The sequence below is a fragment of the Methylomagnum sp. genome (assembly GCF_054333355.1).
Genome location: NZ_JBTEKS010000044.1, coordinates 1 through 18,197 on the forward strand (window position 1 = coordinate 1; position 18,197 = coordinate 18,197).

At 56.3% G+C, this 18,197-nt stretch carries 22 protein-coding genes and 1 pseudogene; 3 read left to right on the forward strand and 20 right to left on the reverse strand.

Annotation, left to right across the window (positions count from 1 at the left end; translation table 11 throughout):
- The 17 genes from carB to ACXWUF_RS05715 all read right to left on the reverse strand — a co-directional run.
- Window positions 1–1,179: carbamoyl-phosphate synthase large subunit (carB, locus tag ACXWUF_RS05635; protein WP_458493690.1), on the reverse strand; the 1,179-nt coding region annotated here is incomplete at its 3' end.
- Window positions 1,180–1,234: 55 nt separating this feature from the next.
- On the reverse strand, window positions 1,235–1,606 hold the full coding sequence (locus ACXWUF_RS05640; protein WP_458493691.1) for a type II toxin-antitoxin system VapC family toxin: 372 nt from the start codon (window positions 1,604–1,606) through the stop codon (window positions 1,235–1,237).
- Complete coding sequence (locus tag ACXWUF_RS05645; protein WP_458493692.1) at window positions 1,603–1,854, reverse strand: hypothetical protein; 252 nt, start codon at window positions 1,852–1,854, stop codon at window positions 1,603–1,605. The genes ACXWUF_RS05640 and ACXWUF_RS05645 overlap by 4 nt, the downstream gene beginning before the upstream one ends.
- A gap of 76 nt (window positions 1,855–1,930) precedes the next feature.
- Entirely contained in the window at window positions 1,931–2,224 is a 294-nt protein-coding gene (locus ACXWUF_RS05650; protein WP_458493693.1) for a hypothetical protein, read from the reverse strand.
- Window positions 2,225–2,295: 71 nt separating this feature from the next.
- Complete coding sequence (locus ACXWUF_RS05655) at window positions 2,296–2,556, reverse strand: DUF2442 domain-containing protein (RefSeq protein WP_458493694.1); 261 nt, start codon at window positions 2,554–2,556, stop codon at window positions 2,296–2,298.
- A gap of 16 nt (window positions 2,557–2,572) precedes the next feature.
- Complete coding sequence (locus ACXWUF_RS05660; protein WP_458493695.1) at window positions 2,573–2,920, reverse strand: DUF5615 family PIN-like protein; 348 nt, start codon at window positions 2,918–2,920, stop codon at window positions 2,573–2,575.
- Window positions 2,917–3,141, reverse strand: coding sequence for a DUF433 domain-containing protein (locus ACXWUF_RS05665; RefSeq protein ID WP_458493696.1), 225 nt, complete (start codon window positions 3,139–3,141; stop codon window positions 2,917–2,919). The genes ACXWUF_RS05660 and ACXWUF_RS05665 overlap by 4 nt, the downstream gene beginning before the upstream one ends.
- Window positions 3,142–3,168: 27 nt before the next feature.
- Window positions 3,169–3,693 (reverse strand): PIN domain-containing protein, encoded by a 525-nt coding sequence (locus tag ACXWUF_RS05670; protein WP_458493697.1) that lies wholly within the window; start codon window positions 3,691–3,693, stop codon window positions 3,169–3,171.
- Window positions 3,686–4,012 (reverse strand): hypothetical protein, encoded by a 327-nt coding sequence (locus ACXWUF_RS05675; protein ID WP_458493698.1) that lies wholly within the window; start codon window positions 4,010–4,012, stop codon window positions 3,686–3,688. The genes ACXWUF_RS05670 and ACXWUF_RS05675 overlap by 8 nt, the downstream gene beginning before the upstream one ends.
- Window positions 4,013–4,030: 18 nt before the next feature.
- Window positions 4,031–4,252: a hypothetical protein gene (locus ACXWUF_RS05680; protein ID WP_458493699.1), complete on the reverse strand. Its 222-nt coding sequence runs from the start codon at window positions 4,250–4,252 to the stop codon at window positions 4,031–4,033.
- Window positions 4,249–4,452, reverse strand: coding sequence for a type II toxin-antitoxin system HicA family toxin (locus ACXWUF_RS05685; protein WP_458493700.1), 204 nt, complete (start codon window positions 4,450–4,452; stop codon window positions 4,249–4,251). Before ACXWUF_RS05685 ends, ACXWUF_RS05680 begins: the two co-directional genes overlap by 4 nt.
- A 31-nt stretch (window positions 4,453–4,483) precedes the next feature.
- Window positions 4,484–5,617 carry a glutamine-hydrolyzing carbamoyl-phosphate synthase small subunit gene (carA, locus tag ACXWUF_RS05690; protein ID WP_458493701.1) on the reverse strand — a complete coding sequence of 378 codons (1,134 nt, stop codon included), beginning with the start codon at window positions 5,615–5,617 and terminating at the stop codon, window positions 4,484–4,486.
- A gap of 324 nt (window positions 5,618–5,941) precedes the next feature.
- A complete protein-coding gene (gene rlmKL / locus ACXWUF_RS05695) occupies window positions 5,942–8,143 on the reverse strand; it encodes a bifunctional 23S rRNA (guanine(2069)-N(7))-methyltransferase RlmK/23S rRNA (guanine(2445)-N(2))-methyltransferase RlmL (protein ID WP_458493702.1) in 2,202 nt (733 codons plus the stop codon).
- Window positions 8,144–8,217: 74 nt separating this feature from the next.
- A complete protein-coding gene (locus ACXWUF_RS05700) occupies window positions 8,218–8,817 on the reverse strand; it encodes a transglycosylase SLT domain-containing protein (RefSeq protein ID WP_458493703.1) in 600 nt (199 codons plus the stop codon).
- 212 nt (window positions 8,818–9,029) lie between these two features.
- The gene (locus ACXWUF_RS05705) at window positions 9,030–9,938 is read right to left on the reverse strand and encodes a cation diffusion facilitator family transporter (protein WP_458493704.1); all 909 of its coding nucleotides are present in this window, start codon (window positions 9,936–9,938) and stop codon (window positions 9,030–9,032) included.
- Between the two features lie 115 nt (window positions 9,939–10,053).
- Complete coding sequence (locus tag ACXWUF_RS05710) at window positions 10,054–10,818, reverse strand: ABC transporter permease (RefSeq protein WP_458493705.1); 765 nt, start codon at window positions 10,816–10,818, stop codon at window positions 10,054–10,056.
- The gene (locus ACXWUF_RS05715; RefSeq protein WP_458493706.1) at window positions 10,811–11,704 is read right to left on the reverse strand and encodes an ATP-binding cassette domain-containing protein; all 894 of its coding nucleotides are present in this window, start codon (window positions 11,702–11,704) and stop codon (window positions 10,811–10,813) included. Before ACXWUF_RS05715 ends, ACXWUF_RS05710 begins: the two co-directional genes overlap by 8 nt.
- A 342-nt stretch (window positions 11,705–12,046) precedes the next feature.
- Here ACXWUF_RS05715 and cowN point away from each other — a divergent pair, with 342 nt between their 5' ends.
- Both cowN and ACXWUF_RS05725 read left to right on the forward strand, forming a co-directional pair.
- Complete coding sequence (gene cowN / locus ACXWUF_RS05720; protein WP_458493707.1) at window positions 12,047–12,364, forward strand: N(2)-fixation sustaining protein CowN; 318 nt, start codon at window positions 12,047–12,049, stop codon at window positions 12,362–12,364.
- Between the two features lie 224 nt (window positions 12,365–12,588).
- A complete protein-coding gene (locus ACXWUF_RS05725) occupies window positions 12,589–13,719 on the forward strand; it encodes a TIGR03118 family protein (protein WP_458493708.1) in 1,131 nt (376 codons plus the stop codon).
- Between the two features lie 218 nt (window positions 13,720–13,937).
- On the opposite strand, the gene ACXWUF_RS05730 is transcribed toward ACXWUF_RS05725, so the two are convergent.
- The 3 genes from ACXWUF_RS05730 to ACXWUF_RS05740 all read right to left on the reverse strand — a co-directional run bounded on the left by ACXWUF_RS05730 (window position 13,938) and on the right by ACXWUF_RS05740 (window position 16,504).
- Window positions 13,938–14,348 (reverse strand): type II toxin-antitoxin system VapC family toxin, encoded by a 411-nt coding sequence (locus tag ACXWUF_RS05730; protein ID WP_458493709.1) that lies wholly within the window; start codon window positions 14,346–14,348, stop codon window positions 13,938–13,940.
- On the reverse strand, window positions 14,345–14,608 hold the full coding sequence (locus ACXWUF_RS05735) for an antitoxin (RefSeq protein ID WP_458493710.1): 264 nt from the start codon (window positions 14,606–14,608) through the stop codon (window positions 14,345–14,347). The genes ACXWUF_RS05730 and ACXWUF_RS05735 overlap by 4 nt, the downstream gene beginning before the upstream one ends.
- 123 nt (window positions 14,609–14,731) lie before the next feature.
- The gene (locus ACXWUF_RS05740; protein ID WP_458493711.1) at window positions 14,732–16,504 is read right to left on the reverse strand and encodes an AAA family ATPase; all 1,773 of its coding nucleotides are present in this window, start codon (window positions 16,502–16,504) and stop codon (window positions 14,732–14,734) included.
- 375 nt (window positions 16,505–16,879) lie between these two features.
- On the opposite strand from ACXWUF_RS05740, the pseudogene ACXWUF_RS05745 reads away from it, so the two are divergent.
- Window positions 16,880–18,197 (forward strand): annotated as a pseudogene (locus tag ACXWUF_RS05745) (excinuclease ABC subunit UvrA); the annotation flags it as partial.

Here is an 18,197-nt window from a genome sequence, read left to right on the forward strand (position 1 = left end):
TTCTTGGAAGGTCCGGCCAATCGCCATGGCTTCGCCCACCGATTTCATCTGGGTGGTGAGGCGGTCGTCGGCCTGGGGGAATTTCTCGAAGGTGAAGCGCGGGACTTTCGTCACCACGTAGTCGATGGTCGGCTCGAACGAAGCCGGGGTCGCGCCGCCGGTGATTTCGTTGCGGAGTTCGTCCAGCGTGTAACCCACCGCCAGCTTGGCCGCGACTTTGGCAATCGGGAAGCCGGTGGCCTTGGACGCCAGCGCCGAGGAGCGGGACACGCGGGGGTTCATTTCGATGACGATCATCCGCCCGTCCTTGGGGCTGATGGAGAACTGCACGTTGGAGCCGCCGGTGTCGACGCCGATCTCGCGCAGCACCGCTATCGAGGCGTCGCGCATGATCTGGTATTCCTTGTCGGTGAGCGTCTGGGCCGGAGCGACGGTGATGGAGTCGCCGGTGTGGACGCCCATCGGGTCGAAGTTCTCGATGGAGCAAATGATGATGCAGTTGTCCTTGCGGTCCCGCACCACTTCCATCTCGAACTCTTTCCAGCCCAGCACCGATTCCTCGATCAGCAGTTCGTGGGTGGGCGACAGTTCCAGGCCGCGCTCGCAGATTTCGATGAATTCCTGCTTGTTGTAGGCGATGCCGCCGCCGGAACCGCCCAAGGTGAAGGACGGGCGGATGATGGCCGGGTAGCCGGTGTGGTCCAGGCAGGCCAGCGCTTCTTCAAGCGTGTGGGCGATGCCGGAGCGGGCCGAACCCAGGCCGATTTTGGTCATCGCCTCTTTGAACTTCTGGCGGTCTTCGGCCTTGTCGATGGCTTCTTTCGACGCGCCGATCATTTGCACGCCGAACTTTTCCAGCACGCCGTGGCGGTCGAGGTCGAGGGCGCAGTTCAGCGCGGTCTGGCCGCCCATGGTGGGCAGCAGGGCGTCGGGCCGTTCCTTCTCGATGATCTTGGCGACGGTCTGCCAGTCGATGGGTTCGATGTAGGTGGCGTCGGCCATCTCCGGGTCGGTCATGATGGTGGCCGGGTTGGAGTTGACCAGGATGACCCGGTAGCCCTCTTCTTTGAGGGCTTTGCACGCTTGTGCGCCGGAGTAGTCGAACTCGCACGCTTGGCCGATGACGATGGGACCTGCGCCGAGGAGGAGGATGCTTTGGATGTCGGTACGTTTTGGCATGGTTGCTGTGCTGGTTGGCGTTCCACGCGAGGGGTGGAATATCGACTTGGGTGTTTTAGCTTGGAGTGATTAGTAATTCGGCGCTGTTGAGAATATCAATTGCGTGAAGCTGCCGGTCATTGGTCAATAAGATAGCCTGTTCTTGAATGGCGGTGGCCGCGATAATCGCGTCTGGCAATTTAATTCGATACCGTTGCCGCAATTGGATAACTTGCTCTTTAATGGCTTCGGTCAAACCAACGATATAAATGCTGTCGAGAAATCGTCTTAGCCAAGCTTGTTGGTCGGCGGTTAAGTCGGAGAAACTACGCAATTCAATTTCAGTGATGATGGATATTCCGTATACGCCTTCCGGTAAAGGCGCGGCTAAAAGACCTTTTTGCAAATAAATCACCGCATTGGTATCTAGTAGATGCGTTAGCCTCATTCCCGGCCCCATTCCTTGCGTAGCTCTTGCTGGAATGCTACGGGATCGGCAATCGGCCAATCCAGTTTACCGGCAAATTCCATTAACTTATTGGCTTGGCCTTTGGCGGGTATGCTTTCGCTTTCGGCATCGTTTAGCAACACAACAATCCGTGCTTTAGCGCCGAAGCTACGGCGATATTGTTCTGGGACTAGGCCATGAAAGTTTCCGTTGCGGTCGATGGTGGTTTCTAGTTCGATGGCTTGCATAGAATTAATTACCTTATTTCGATAATAGCCAAAAAAACTATTCGTCAGCTACATGATAGAAGCCATACAAACTTTGTTAGCCAAGAATAATTCGCCACATTCCACGATAACCTTCTTCCACCCAATATCCCTCTAATATTTTCCCATTCTCAAACCTATGAAGTGTTGCTCGCCCGTTAACCTGTGGTGCATTTAACTCGAAATGACCTATTCCATTTTCATGGCCTTCATAAACAACAGTTTCCCCATCATCATCTTCATACGATACTCGAATTCTGCCACCATCTAGCTCTACCTTACAGGGCCAGTCAGTGGCCGCATCTGAGCCATCATAATAGAGAGTATCAGCCTTGCAATTATTCCAAATCATAAAATTGCCCTATTATTAATAGCCCGCATTTTGTCGCCTCCCAAAATCCAGCTTGGAAACCAGTGTAAAAATTACGCCGCTTCGGATTTCACGCCAACGTCTCTCACGCATTTCTCATAAACAAACTCAGGATCAAGATCAACACCCGTCGCCCATTCCAGCGTATCTAAAGCCACCCAAACTTGCTTGAAGGAATCCACCTTCCGAAGCCGCTGGAAAACCCCGAAATCCAGATATGGCTTCATATCGAGAAAACCTTGCTCGCCATTGTCGAAAGCAACATGAACAAGGTAATTATCACATGGGGCAACATTTATGACGGCTGGATACATCGGCTACTACGCGAAGTTAGCAAGATTGAATATCGCCGATTTCCACCACAGGCTCACCGCGCCGCAATAATTCAATCGCTTGTGGCATCGCAATCGAGAGAATCTCTTTAAGCCGCGCATTGGATGTGTTACCACAAGTAACCCAGATTATTTGAGGTGGCGAACCTAAACGATCCTGAATCTCCAGGAAATCGCTATCCTTTGTAAAAACCGCTGCGCCCGCCCGCTTAGCTGCTTCAAAGATTTGCATATCCGAAGCATCACGCAACCCCAATTCCCGCACCGCCTTAGCTTCAATGTCGAAATTCTCACTAAGCCAAGGCGCTATAATTGGCGAAACTTGCGCGTCAATCCAAATAATCATGCCGCAAGCACAGGATGGTCAAACCGGCGGCTCGCCAATCGCAAACAAGCTTGAATATCCTGGTATTCCAAATCAGGCATTTCTTCCAGGATTTGCTCGAACGACAAACCGTTCGCCAGCAAATCCAACACATCGCTAACCCGTATACGCATACCCCGAATACAGGGACGCCCGCCGCATTGAGCAGGGTTTACAGTGATTCGTTCGCTTATATTTGCCATGGCAATCTCCCGTACTTCTTAAAGCGGTCATTCCTTGTCAGGATTTCTGTGAGTCATAGCCATCCGGCTAATCTCATCAACGCTCTTATCCTCCCACAGCGTCCTTTGCCACTCCGTATAATCGGGCGACTCACTGAGATATAATTCCACCGTCGCCGTGGTCCAAGTCGCCACACCTGCTCCAAAGAAATCCTTATCCTCAGTCCAAACCGGACAATTGAAAATCAACGCCGCCGCCACAGCGGGCCAATCATTCGGATCACGTTTTTCAATCCGTGCCCTGGCTTGGCGCTCAAAATCAACTAACGATTTATCGGGGATAACTTGAATGGTATCTAATAACCCGTTAAAGACAGAGCGCCATTCCGCTTCATCCAAATTCTGCTTTTGAGCCAGCGATTGGGAAAGATGAAACTCGGCTTCGTTTAGATTTGCTTCGGCGATATAAAACGCTACCGAATCCGAGTAATCTTTAATTAGCTGCCTAACTCGACTACCCAATACCGCACGGATTAGGATATTCGCGTCGATAACTAGAAACTTCTTAGGCATTTCCTCGCTGCCGCCGCCACTGCTTGAAATCTTCTACCACCTCATCCTCGTTAATCCCCAATTTTGCCAGCTTCTCATCTAGCCGCTTGCCCGCTTCTTCCAGAGCTTTACGCTGTTCCAATGTGGGCTGTTTCGGGAAAGGAATAGAGCCGCTTTCCAATACTTGTTGAGCTATCGAATCGAACCGCCCAGCCAGAATATCTTCCTCAATCTGTTTATCCCATTGGTCCGCCTTGAATTCATCAAACCACTCGGAAAACTGCTTAAGCTCAGACGGGGGCAATTGGGATACTTCGCGCTCAAGTTCTTCTACATTCATACTCGTAAACCTCAAAGATCAAGCCACTTCCCGCATAGGTCGCACACAAGGCTGCGGAAGTACTCGGCCCTCTTCCCGGAAATGCCGAATCACATCCTCGACAACCTCGCATAACTCGCCATATAACCTAATGGGATCGTCACCATGAATGCCGGTAATCAAATCAGGACATTTCCCTAAATAAACCTGATCCTCTTCACTCCATTCAACCCACTTATGAAAGTGATCGCTGTCTTTCATGGCTTCACCTCCTCAATAGCCTGCTGAACCTGCTTTTCCTGGTAAGGCTTTGCGTCATCGCCGGGGCTTCCGCTTACCGTAACCGCGCCGGAATACTTTGGATGGACAAATTTCCGATGCGAACCTTTCCCCGCCCCGCTAATTTCGTTAAAGCCCGCCGCCCCCAATTCGCGGATAAGCTCCCTGATTTTCTTGGGCATGTATTTGTGCCTCAAAAAACCAAGCTCGAATTTACTTTCCCATCATCCCAATAAACCGATCAAACAACGGCTTCAAATCATGCGGGCCAGGGCTGGCTTCCGGGTGGCCCTGGAAACTGAACGCGGGCCGGTCGGTCAGTTCGATGCCCTGCAAACTGCCATCGAATAGCGAGCGATAACTGGGCCGGACATTGGCGGGCAGCGTGGTTTCGTCCACCGCGAAGCCGTGGTTCTGGCTAGTGATGAGGACGCGACCCGTGTCCAACTCCTGCACCGGATGGTTGGCCCCGTGATGGCCGAACTTCATCTTGACGGTGCGGGCACCGGCGGCGAGGCCCAACAACTGATGACCCAAGCAAATGCCGAATACCGGCAGCTTGAGTTCCAGGAAGGTGCGGATGGCTTGGATGGCGTAATCGCACGGCTCGGGGTCGCCGGGACCATTGGACAGGAACACGCCGTTGGGTTCTAACGCCAACACCTCTTCGGCAGAAGTCTGCGCGGGCACCACGGTCAGGCGGCAACCCCGGTCGGCCAGCAGGCGCAGGATGTTGCGCTTCACGCCGAAATCGTAAGCCACCACATGGAACCGGCCCGCCTCCGGCGCGGTGTAGCCCTGGCCCAAAGCCCACGAGCCTTCCGTCCAAGGGTAGCGCTCCTTCACGCAGACTTCCTTCGCCAAGTCCATGCCCTGCAAGCCGGGGAACTCCCGCGCCTTGGCGATGGCGGCTTCGGCGTCCAGATTCTCTCCGGCCATGATGCAGCCGCGCTGGGCGCCCTTGTCGCGGAGAATGCGGGTCAGCTTGCGGGTGTCGATGCCAGCGATGCCCACCACATTCTTCGCCCGAAGGTAATCGGACAGGCTCTGCTCGGAGCGCCAATTGCTCAGGCGTAGCGGAACATTCTTCACCACCAGCCCGCTGGCGAAGATGCCGGTCGATTCGATGTCCTCGCCGTTGATGCCGGTGTTGCCGATGTGGGGATAGGTCAGGGTAACGATTTGGCGGGCGTAGGAGGGATCGGTGAGGATTTCCTGGTAGCCCGTGATGGAGGTGTTGAAAACGACCTCGCCCACCGAGGAGCCTTCCGCCCCGATGGCTATCCCTTTGAAAATCGTGCCGTCTTCCAGGGCCAGTAATGCGTGAGTATTGGAGCTAGGATTCAATTCAGTCACCTTCAAACGTGCGAAACGGGAAGAACCGTGGGGTTCCTCCCGTCCCTAAAGAATTCTTATAAATCGTAAAGTTGGCGGAATTTTAAGTAAATCCCGGCGGGCTGTCCATGCACGATGGCGGTGCAGGCGGGGCGGTCGCACGATCTACTTTCTCCCTCTCGCCTTTGAGAGAGGGCGGGGCGAGGGTATCCAAATTGGGATTCATCCCCATTCCATCATGAATTCGGATTCGCCGTTTTTTAAGGAGGAAATCCTTTTTTTGACACCCTCACCCCAACCCTCTCCCAAAGGCAAGAGGGAAAAAACGCACAAGCGCTACCGGCCAATCAGCCAACAATAATGAATCCGGGCGTTCCGCTCGAAATCCTTGGGGATGGTTTTCCGGCTCACGTCCTCGATTTTCAGGTCCGCCAGCGCTTCCATATCCAGCTTGAACTTGCGGTGATTGGTGGAGAACACCAGCGTCCCGCCCGGCGCCAACAAGCTCACGCACCGCCGAATCAGCCCCACATGGTCCCGCTGAATATCCAGCGTCCCGCGCATCCGCTTGGAGGTGGAAAAGGTCGGTGGGTCCAGGAAAATCAGGTCGTAGCGCCACGCCCCATCAACCGCCTCATCCAGCCAGTCCAAGCAATCGGCCTGGATCAGTTCGTGGCGGTTGCCGCGCAGGCCGTTGAGATCGAGATTGCGCTGCGCCCAATCCAGATAGGTCCGCGACATATCCACCGTGGTGGTGGACGCGGCCCCGCCCTTGGCGGCGTAGACCGTGCCCGAGCCGGTGTAGGCGAACAGGTTCAGGAAGCTCTTGCCCTCCGCCCGCTCGCGCAGCAGTTGCCGGGTGATGCGGTGATCGAGGAACAAGCCGGTGTCCAGGTAATCCTCGAAATTCACCCAGAACTTCAAGCCACCCTCCTCCACTTGATAAAACCGGCCTGATTCCGACTGCTTTTCATATTGCGCCGCGCCCTTCTGGCGGCGGCGGACTTTCAGGAAGATTTGGGCGGGCGGAATCTCCAACACAGCAGGTAGCCCGGCCAGTGCCTCGATTAAGCGGCTTTCCGCCTTGGCCGGGTCGATGCTGGACGGCGCCTCGTATTCCTGGACGTGTACCCAAAGCTGTTCGCCCTGGTACACATCCACCGCCACGGCATATTCCGGCAAGTCCGCGTCGTACAGCCGATAGCAGGACACCCCGCTTTTCCGCGCCCAGCCGCCCAGATTCTTGAGGTTCTTCCGCAAGCGGTTGGCGAACATTTCCGCCCCGCCGGCAGTGATGTCCACCGCCCTGGCTCGGCGGAACAGGTCGCGTATCTGCCGCTGAGCGTCCGACAGCGGCCCGCCCTCGTGGGGCGTGAAGAAGCGTTCCCCGGCCACCTCGAAGTTGAACAACTTGCATTCCAACGCGCCGTTATACAGCGCGTACTGGCGGGTGGCGCGAAGTCCGACCTTGAAGGCCAGTTCCGTATTGCCGGTGAAAACGCTGGCCTTCCAGCCCCGGAAATGATTTTTCAGCGTGTCGCCCAATTCCCGGTATAGCGGCTCCAGGGTCGTCTCGTCCCCCAAGCGCTCGCCGTAGGGCGGATTGGCGACGAGCAGCCCGGTCGGGTGGCGCGGACGGACCTCGCCGACGGATTTCCGCTCCACATGCACCCTGCCCCGCAGCCCGGCCCGCTCGATGTTACCCAGCGCGTTATGGATGGCCTCCCGGTCGAGATCGTAGCCGACGATGGTCGGGAGCTTTTTCACGCCGATGTCGGAACGCGCCTCGGCCTCGCTCACCAGCCGCAACCACAGGGCCGAGTCATGGCCCCGCCAACCGAAGAAGCCGAACGAGGGCCGCAATAAGCCCGGCGCGGAATCCGCCGCCATCAGCGCCGCCTCGATGGGCAGCGTGCCGGAGCCGCACATGGGGTCGATGAAATGCCCGCCCGCCTCGGCGACTTTCGGCCACCCCGCCCGCAGCAGAATCGCCGCCGCCAGATTCTCCTTGAGGGGCGCTTTGCCACCTTCCGTTCGATAGCCGCGCTTGTGCAGGCTTTCGCCGGACAAGTCGATGCCCACCGTGGCGAGGTCTTTATCGAGATAGACATTCACCCGCAAGTCGGGCTGCGCCAAATCCACCGACGGACGCACGCCGTGCTGTTCCCGGAAGTGGTCGACGATGGCGTCCTTGACCTTCTGCGCCCCGAACAGCGTGTGGTTGATGGCGGAACGGCTGGACGCGAAGTCGATGGCGAAGGTGGCGTCGGGGTCCAAATGTTCGCCCCAATCGATGGCGTAGACCCCGACGTACAGCGCTTCCGGGGTCGCCGCCGGGAACTGGGCGATGGGTAGCAGAATCCGGTTGGCGAGGCGTGACCAGAGGCAGGCTTTATAAGCGGCTTCGAGGTCGCCACTGAATGAGGCGCCGGCCCGGCCTTCGGCGACATCGGCTAGCCCTAAGTCGCGGAGTTCTTGGGCGAGGAGCAGTTCGATGCCGAGGGGGGCGGTGGCGAAAAAGCGATGGGATGAATGCATGGAAGAATGAAAAGGCGATAAAAATAAAATCGGGCCGGTCCATTGTAGGTCGGACTTAAGTCCGACCTACAGCCCTAATCCCGTTCCGCGAGGGCCAAATCCAACTCCCGCTGACACCCCGTCAACTGCGTCTTATACCGCGTGGCATTGGTCGCCACCTTGCGGGCCACTTGCAGCAGCCACGACTTGGCCTTGTGCGAGCCGCGCTTATAGCCGCCGTGCCCCTCATGATAAGCAAGATACTGGCGGTAAGCGTCGTGCTTGGGGATGCCGAGCTTGCTATAGCTTTGATAGGTATACCAGCCGACAAAGTCGGTGGCATCGTCGAAATCATCGCGGTCGGCCCCGGAATGGCCAGTGTCGGCCAGATACCAATCCCAGGTCGGGTCGGTGGCCTGCCCGTAGCCATAGGCCGTGGTCGGGCGCCACAACGGAATGAAGCCGAGGAACCGATAGCGCGGCGGGCGGGCGTCCTCCACGAAGCTGGATTCCTGATTGATGATCGCCATCTGCACCGGCACCGGCACGCCCCAACGCTGCTGCGCCTTGCGGGTGGCGGCATACCAGTCGTCCTTCTCGTGGAAGATCGAACAAATATTGGCCGGGTTCTTGGGCGGCAGCGAGGCGCACCCGGCCAACAGGAGCAGCAACAGCAATGGGAGGGATGGCTTCATGGAAAGGCAGGCGACGGCTTCGGACGGGCCGCAGTATGAGCGAAGTACGCCGGGTTTTCAAAAACATCACAACTTTCCGCAAAGCCAGCGGTTGCCCCGACCATTCACCCTTCGATACCTCAGGGCGAACGGTCGGGGCCATCCTCCGTTCGTGCTGAGGCCCGTCCTGAGCGCAGCCGAAGGGTATCGAAGCACGCACGGAGGATGGCCCGTCAGTCCGTGATGTCCGGCTCGAAAAACACCCACCGCACCTGGGGAAACGCCAGCCTCAACCCCGCCTCGCAGCGGTTGATGTCCTCAATCAAATCGACGGCGGCAATCACATCCCGCATTTCCGCCTTCACCGCCACCATCACGTCCTCGCCCAGTTGCAGCGTCACCACGTTGAAAACCCGCCGCACTTCTTCCCGGCCCTCCAGGTAGTGCAGAATCGCCTCCCTGACCTCCATCTCCACGCTCTGACCGATGAGCAGCCCCTTGACCTGGGCACCAATGCATACCGCCACCAGCACCAACAACACGCCGATGGCGATGCTACCGGCGGCGTCATACATGGGATCGCCGGTATAAATGGCGAGCAGCACCGCGATGAGCGCCAGCGTCAGGCCCGCCAGCGCCGCCACGTCCTCGCCCAGCACCACGATCAACTCGCTCTGCCGGGTCTGCCGGAACCAGCGCCACAGCCGCTTGCCCTTGCGCTGCTTGTTGATCTCCCGCAAACAGCCGTACAGCGACACGCTTTCCATGACCACGCTGAACCCCAGAATGCCCACCGCCAGCCAGGGCGATTCCATGCCTTCGTGGGCCTCAAGCTTGTGGATGCCCTCGTAGATGGAGAACAGCCCGCCCATGCTGAACAGGATCAGGGCCACGATGAACGACCAGAAATAGATGGCCTTGCCGTGGCCCAGCGGGTAGTCGGGCGAGGGTGGCTGTCCGGCCTTCTTCAAACCCAGCAGCAGCAAGCCCTGGTTGCCGCAGTCGGCGAAAGAATGGATGGCTTCCGCCAGCATGGAATTGGAGCCGGTGTGGAGCGCCGCGAACAACTTGGCCCCGGCGATGGCGGCGTTGGCGCCGAGCGCGAAAAAGATGGACCTGAGGGAGTTGGCTTGGTGGGACATGGGATAGCGGGTTTTTATAGATATGGGAAGTGAAAAATACGCAACGGTGGGCGCGTCCTTCAGGGCGCGACTCTCGTGGTGGCTTGTCGCGCCCTAAAGGACGCGCCCACTGGGATTATTGCAACAGCCGCCGCTGGAACCGCCAGATCGCAATGCCCGTCGCCGCCACGGCGTAGCCCAGCGGCACCGCCAGATGGGAGAGCAAATCCAGCCCCAGCCGCCCGACCACCAAGGACCGCACCGCCTCAACCACATGGAACAGCGGCAAACAGCTCATGCCCAAGCGCAACGGCTCGGGGAGCGATGTCAGTGGGAAGAACACGCCGCTCAGCAACACCATGGGCGTGATCGCGAGGGTGATGTAATAGACGAAAAAGTCGTAGCTGCGGGCGAAAGACGTCACCAGCAAGGCCATGCCACCGAAACACAACCCGGCCAGGAAGGACACCGGCAGCACCGCCAGCGCCGTCCAGTGGGGCAGCAGCCCGAACAGGGCCGTCACCGCCAGAATCAGCCCGGAATTGATGAGGCTCTTGGTGCCCATCCACAGCACCTCGCCCATCACCACGTCGCCGATGCCTAAGGGCGCGGCCAACATGCCGTCCCAGGTGCGCAGGACTTCCATCCGGGTATAGGCCAGATACAGCCCCTCGAAGGTGGCGGCGTTCATGGCCGAGGTGGAAAGAATGCCAGCGGTGATGAAGCCGAGATAGGAAAACCCGTCCACCTCGCCGATGAAGCTGCCCAGGCCGTAGCCCAGCGCGAACAGGTAGAACAGCGGTTCGGCGAAGCCACCCAACAGCGCGGTGCGGGCCGACTTCCGCCACACCAGGGCGTTGCGCCGCCACACCGCCCACCAGCGCCCGAACGCCTCACCCATCCCGCAACTCCCGCCCGGTCAGCTTGAGGAACACATCCTCCAGATTGGCCGGGCGATAGGCGTAATTGAGCCGCCCGCTCCAACCGTCCAGGGTATTCACCAGGCAATCCAGCTTCTCGCCGTAGAAAAACACGCTCTCACCCACCCGCTCGCAGCGGATGCTGCAATCCATTGGCGCGGTTGCCAGCCAGCGGTCCAGTTCGACGCCATGCACTTCCAGCACATGCGACTCGATGGACTCGCGGATCAAGGACTGCGGGCTTTGGTCAGCCAGCACCCGGCCATGGTCCATGAGGATGATGCGGTTGCAGAGGCGCTCGGCCTCGTCCATGTAATGGGTGGTGAGGATGATGGTCAGCCCTTCCTTTTGCAGTTGCCGCAGCAGTTGCCAGAGGTTCTGGCGGATTTGCGGGTCGAGTCCGGTGGTGGGTTCGTCGAGGATGAGTAATTCGGGCCGGTTGATGAGGGCGCGGGCGATGGAGAGGCGCCGCTTCATGCCGCCAGAAAGCTGGTTGATGCGGGACTGGGCCTTGTCCTCCAGCGCCGCCAACTTGAGTAGGCCGGGAATGCGGGCCGCTATCTCCCGCCGGGGCAAGCCGAAATAGCGGCCATACACTTCGAGGTTTTCGACCACGGTGAATTCCGGGTCGAGGGTGTCGGACTGCGGCACGATGCCGATCTTGCAGCGCATGGCCCGCGCCTCGCAGGGAATCAGAAATCCCATGACCGACAATTCGCCCGCCGTCGGCGGCGCGTTGCCCACCAACATTTTCAGGGTGGTGGTCTTGCCCGCGCCGTTGGGACCGAGGATGCCGCAGAACTCGCCCCGGCCTATGGAAAAGGAAATCCGGTCCACCACGCACTGCCGCCCGTAGTATTTGGTCAAGCCGTCGGCCTGGACAATGGGTGTTTGGATTAAGGTCACGGGAACAGAGGGATTGGGTGCCGTTGTGGGTCCGTTCCGGGGCAGGACGGTGATGATGGTTGGAGTTGGAAAGGGCGGTGATTATAGCATTCGCCCTTTGCGCACCGGGGCGCACGGGCCAGCCAGGGCAATTACGCCACGTCTCTTTGGTCCTCTCCCCCGCCGGCAGGGGGAGCAAAAAGTCGCTATACCAACGGAGGTGTCTATATAGCGCCTGAAAATCTGGCGTCGGCTTGATCTTGCTTAAACCAAGTTGCGACACCTGTGTAATACAATGCAGACCTGCATTCTTCAGGAGCAACCATGAATACAAATCAATACACCCACGCCGATTGTGGCTGCGGCAAGGGGACCGACCGATATGTCAGCTTTGAGGGAATCGACTGCGACGGGAATGCCCGCCGAGTGATGGAAATGATCGAGCGGAATATGGCCGCATCCGGGGCCAGCCGCTCCTTCTGGGAATACTTCATGGCGAAACGCAAACCCCGCAGCGGCCCGCCGCCGGATGATCTTTACCTGATTCATTGCCATATCAATCAGGTCAGGGAGTTATTCGAGGAATGCGGCGACGAGGAAGCGCTGCAATTACTGGCGCTACTTGAAGAGGAATGCTGCTGAGATTTTGGACCGTCCGGGATGGCAGGATCAATCCCGTCCCGGACGGGAGATCTGACGACTGAATATTCTTGCCAATCAAGTGTCGATATATCCAAATCAGTAGACGGCGCAGGGAACCGGGCCAAGCAATCAAGCCTCCAACTAAGAGGCTGAATATATTGCCAGCCCTAAAACGATTAGAAAATATCCGCATTTGAATCAGAATTAAAGCCAAGGAGGGTTTTGTGAAAACTGCCAAACAGAATCTTGTAAGCATTTCTGCCGCGATTGCCTTGCCGCTACTATTAAGCGGATCATTTTCCACCATCGCCGCTCCCCAAAAGTATTACGTCCAGCAAAATCTAGTATCAGATCAAGCCGGACAAGCCAGCACCACCGACCCTGACCTGATAAACGGTTGGGGAATCGCCTTCGGTCCATTCGGCCCCATTTGGGTCGCGGACGCCGGGACCGGCAAATCCACCATTTATAACGGCACGGGCACCAAACAATCTATCGTCGTAACCATACCTTTGCCACCGGGCAGCACCGATCCAAACTCCAGCCCCACCGGCATCGTATTCAACGGTTTCGCCGGAACCACCGGCGCGGTGCAGTTTCCGGTATCCAGAGGCACCGCTTCAGGGTCGAGCAATTTCATTTTCGCCACTGAACAAGGCACTATAGCTGGTTGGTCATCCACCGTAGACCCGGCCAATGCGATTATCACCGTTAATAACTCGGTGTCCGGCGCTATTTATAAAGGCTTGGCTTTAGGTGCCGATGGCACCCGCCGGTTGCTGTATGCCACCGATTTTCGTAACGGCAAGGTGGATGTGTTTGACAGTAATTTCCAGCCAATTACCGACCTGCCGTCCGGTGCATTTACCGATCCTAAGCTTCCCACGGGATATGCCCCCTTTGGCATCCATAATATCCAGGGTGCCATATATGTGACCTATGCCAAGCAAGATCAAAACCGCGTGGATGATGTGCCGGGAGCAAGATTGGGTTATGTGAGCATATTTGATGCGAGGGGGCAGTTTATCAAGCGGCTTATTTCAAAAGGTCGATTGAATGCGCCTTGGGGTATCGCCCTGGCTCCGGCGGATTTCGGGCAATTCGGGAATCGCTTGCTGGTGGGTAATTTCGGGGATGGCAAGATCAATGTTTATGATCCGGCCACGGGTGCTTATGTCAGCACCTTAAGGCAGGCGGCGAATGCGCAAATTGTGGTCGATGGGTTATGGGGGATTAGCTTCGGCAATGGGATAAATAGTCAGGGCACCAATCAGCTTTTCTTCGCGGCGGGTCCGAATGGGGAAGCTCACGGGTTGTTTGGGTATATTCAGGTTAAGCCGACCACTCCGCAATGATTGTTGAATAGCTTTTACTCTGGGCATGAAAAAGCCCCGTCCGTGAGGATGGGGCTTTTTGTTTGGGGGTATTAGAATTCAGCTCATAGGATGTGCCGGCGAAGGAAGCGCATCACGCGGAGTGGGATGATGCGCTTCGTGCCTCAGCGCATCCTATGGTCCTAGATTAATAGCTTCGATCACCCGATTTTCACAGTGCTCCATCCGATAATGATTGGTTATCCAGTAACCCAGTTCTCGATGATTAAGCCAGGAACCTGCTCATGATGGCGCTCATTATTGGTAACTAGGATCAAACCCTCCGCTAAGGCATGGGCAGCGATTTGCGTATCGAAGGTTCCAATGGGACGCCCAGTCCGCTTTTGTTGGGCAGCGAGACGGGCATAATGGTCCGCCGCCTGCGAAGTCCAATCGAGTATGGGGATTTCTTCAAAAAACTCATCAATCAACCGGAAACGCTTATCGCCGGGTTCCATCAGGTTTTGCCCATAACGTAACTCGGCCCGAGTAATCACCGAAATCGCCACCTCGCCCGCCATCATTGCTGCTCTCATTTTGAGTTGCAGTGTCGGGAATTTCCGCTTGAGAAAGAAACTGGATATATCGGTATCAACGAGATAGCGGATCATTCGTCGGCTTCCCCGAACAAATTGCGCGGCTCTTCGATGGAGTCAATTCGCTCGCTTAAGAATTTTTCAGGGAGTGGGTCGGCGTCCAACAGGGCAAAAAATGCTTCTAGTGATTTTCGGGTGGGTTTTGGCGTCAAGATGATTTCGTTATTGACCGAACCCTTTCTCACCCATACCTCATCCCCTTCAAGGCAAAATGTCTCGGGTAGCCGGATGATATGGCTGTTGCCGGACTTTTCTAGTTTGGCGATTGCGATCATGTTGGGCCTCGTTTATTGATGGCTCTGGTAAGTATGTAGGTTGGGGTGACGGTAGGAACCCCAACGCCGCGCCCGACGATTGGGAATGTTGGGGTTCGTGCCTCACCCCAACCTACGGGCTGATTATTTGGCATGTATAACAGGGTTTGATTTTTGAATAAACCGAATCAGCTTGTCTAACTGCTCGCGTAGGTCGTGTTGTTCAAATGTTGCCGAATATTTTTTGGTAATATATTTGGCAATCTCAGTTTTAGGTGCTTGATCCTTTTTGCTATTTTGTCTGGTTATTGAAAGGGTGTTCTCAAACTTCCCAAATTTGGACCGAACGGTTGCGCTGGGGATTGTCGCTTCAATTGCCTTCTTGACATATTCGGTTGGTAAATAGTTTTCGATTTCCCGTCCTTCAGTGATCCAAGCATGGCCCGGCCCCTGGTCGAATTTATCTCGCAGCCTTAGTTTGGTGTTATTGAGATGTGCGGAATTATTGGCGCGGTCACTATCCATTACAATAACGCCCCGCCTATTGAGTCGGCGCAGAGAAATGAAGTCATCAAGGCTATCGGCATCAATATCCGAGCCGCACAAGTGTGACGCTAGTCTTCCGCCGTAAAACATAATTGAGTAATGGATGCCCTCGACAAATTGCGGGGTCAGCGCGTTTAGCCAATAGTTCAGGTAAATACGGTCGGACGGACCTTCAACCCAGATAACGCAATTCGCTTGGAGTAGGTCGGATGGATGATAGCCTAAATCTTCGCAGACGGCTGAGCGCTTTCTATCGGACGTTACCCGTTCAACAATGGATTGCCCTTGTTGTAAGGATATGTGATAGATTTCCGCATCCGGGGTATCCATTAATGCAGCGGAGTGGGTGGTTATGAAATATTGGTTATTGGTATTTTCCGCCAAGTAGCGCACGAACTTCTTTTGAAGTATTGGGTTTAAGTGAATTTCCGGCTCCTCAATGCAGACAACATAATTCTCAAGGATGGTGGCGGCTGAGGCCAATATGATGACCTCGTGTATGCCGGTTCCTAGCGATTCCAATGGCAAGGTTTTTCGGTCCATGTGGACCAAAATTGTGTCTCTCTCGTGAGGAATTTCGATTCTTGCGGTTTTGTTATCGGTAACATTTTGCAAGAACTGATTTATAGCCTCGAATTTTTGTTTGTCTTGTTGATTATGAACATCAGGGTTTTGCAATTTAACAAGCCGCTCGATAATTCCCTCCCCATCAAAGCCTTCCGAAATGCTTCCTTTTTTGCCCACTTGACGTATGGCTGGAATAAGCACCATATGGGGTTTTGTAATGTTGGGCGTTATTTTTCTCAATGTTTCTGGAAACCAATGAGCCTCTCGTGACCCACGTCCATGCCCCGTTAAAGCACTCCAGAATCTTTGCAACCAATAATCATCGAGAACACCAAAAGCTTTTTCCCAGCTATCAGAAACCAGCTTATTTGGTCCATCAAAATAAAACCATGCCTCATTAGTTTCGTCTATCTCGGATTTTTTTTCTAGTATCTGACGAAGAAGGTGACAGAATTCCTTTGGATTCTTTTGGTCAAAAATATCTTTGTAGTTTTCCGGCACCTGCCCAACATCATCTGAAACCACCTTCATAGGAATGCCAAGTTGAAATTTTGGGCGATTTGGCATGTGCATATCGAGATCACTCAGACGCCAGTCAGAATCGGAATAAACTTTTCTATTTTTATTGGATGACCGAGCAAAATGCTCTTGCAATAGCCGTAGCACGTTTGATTTGCCACTATTGTTCTGCCCTATTAATAAATTAACTTTAGCAAGTCGTTCAAACCGCTGCGGCGTTTCTCCAAAACTTCTATAACCAGCCACAGCAAACGCATCTAGCAAAATTGGTTCGTTATTATTCATTGGGCACTAAATTTAGAATTATTGAATGTAATAGGATAGGTGAAGAGCAACTGAACCGACTGCTTCAAGCCAGTCGCCACGATAGGTTCCGCCATCACCCACCCATCCTATAACGGCAGCCAATCCCAAGCATCCACCCAAAGGTTCTGGAATTCAGCGGGATACCAGATTTTGAACCGTTTGAAAGCCACCGTGCCAATCTGCTCCCGCCCGCCGAAGCCCCCCTCGAATGATCATCCCGCCCAAAATTTCCCGCCATCCAAGTAACAACACCTTTCCCCACCCCGAATTCCCACCCCCGCCCGAACCTGCCACAATTCCTCGGGTCTCACCCCCAGCCCCGGCAAACTCCCCGACCACCACCCCGACACCATAATGGACTTCATCCGTATTCGCGGCGCCCGCACCCACAACCTCAAGAACATCGACCTCGACCTCCCCCGCGACAAGCTGATCGTCATCACCGGCCTGTCCGGCTCCGGCAAGTCCTCGCTGGCCTTCGACACCATCTACGCCGAAGGCCAGCGCCGCTATGTGGAATCGCTGTCCGCCTACGCCCGGCAATTCCTGTCGGTGATGGAAAAGCCCGACGTGGACCACATCGAAGGCTTGTCCCCGGCCATCTCCATTGAGCAGAAATCCACCTCCCACAACCCGCGCTCCACCGTCGGCACCATCACCGAAATCTACGACTACCTGCGCCTGCTCTACGCCCGCGTCGGCATCCCGCGCTGCCCGGACCACGGCGTGTCGCTGGAAGCCCAGACCATCAGCCAAATGGTGGACCAAGTGCTGGCCCAGCCCGAGGACAGCCGCTGGATGCTGCTGGCCCCGGTGGTCAGCGAGCGCAAGGGCGAGCATGTGCAAGTGCTGGATGACCTCCGCAACCGGGGCTTCATCCGCGCCCGCATCGACGGCGAGGTCTACGAACTGGACGACCCGCCCAAGCTGGATTTGCGGAAGAAGCACACCATCGAAGCCGTCGTGGACCGCTTCAAGGTGCGGCCCGACTTGGCGGTGCGGCTGGCGGAATCCTTCGAGACCGCGCTGAAACTGGCGGAGGGCATCGCCCTGGTGGTGTCCATGGACGAGGCCAAGACCGAAATGGTCTGTTCGGACAAATACGCCTGCCCCCATTGCGGCTACTCCCTGAGCGAGTTGGAGCCGCGCATCTTCTCCTTCAACAACCCCAAGGGCGCATGCCCGGCCTGCGATGGCCTGGGGGTGAAGCAGTATTTCGACGCCCGGCTGGTGGTCCACGACACGCGGGCTAGTCTGGCCGACGGCGCGGTGCGTGGTTGGGACCGGCGCAACGCTTATTACTACCAGATGCTTCTGTCGCTGGCCGAGCATTACGGCTTCGACCCGGAACAGCCCTTCGGCGAACTGCCGGAATCCGTCCGCGCCGTCATTCTCCAGGGCAGCGGTAAGGAAGCCATCCCCTTCAAAGTGCAGAGCGCTCAGGGCAAAACCGTGGTGCATCGGCATGTGTTCGAAGGCGTCATTCCCAACATGGAACGGCGCTACCGGGAAACCGATTCGGTGATGGTCCGGGAGGATTTGGCGAAATACCTATCCAGCAAGCCCTGCCCGGAGTGCGGCGGGGCGCGGCTGAACTTGGCGGCGCGGCATGTGTTCGTGGCCGACCGGCCCCTGCCCGCGCTGACCGCGCTGCCCATTCGGCGGGCGGTGG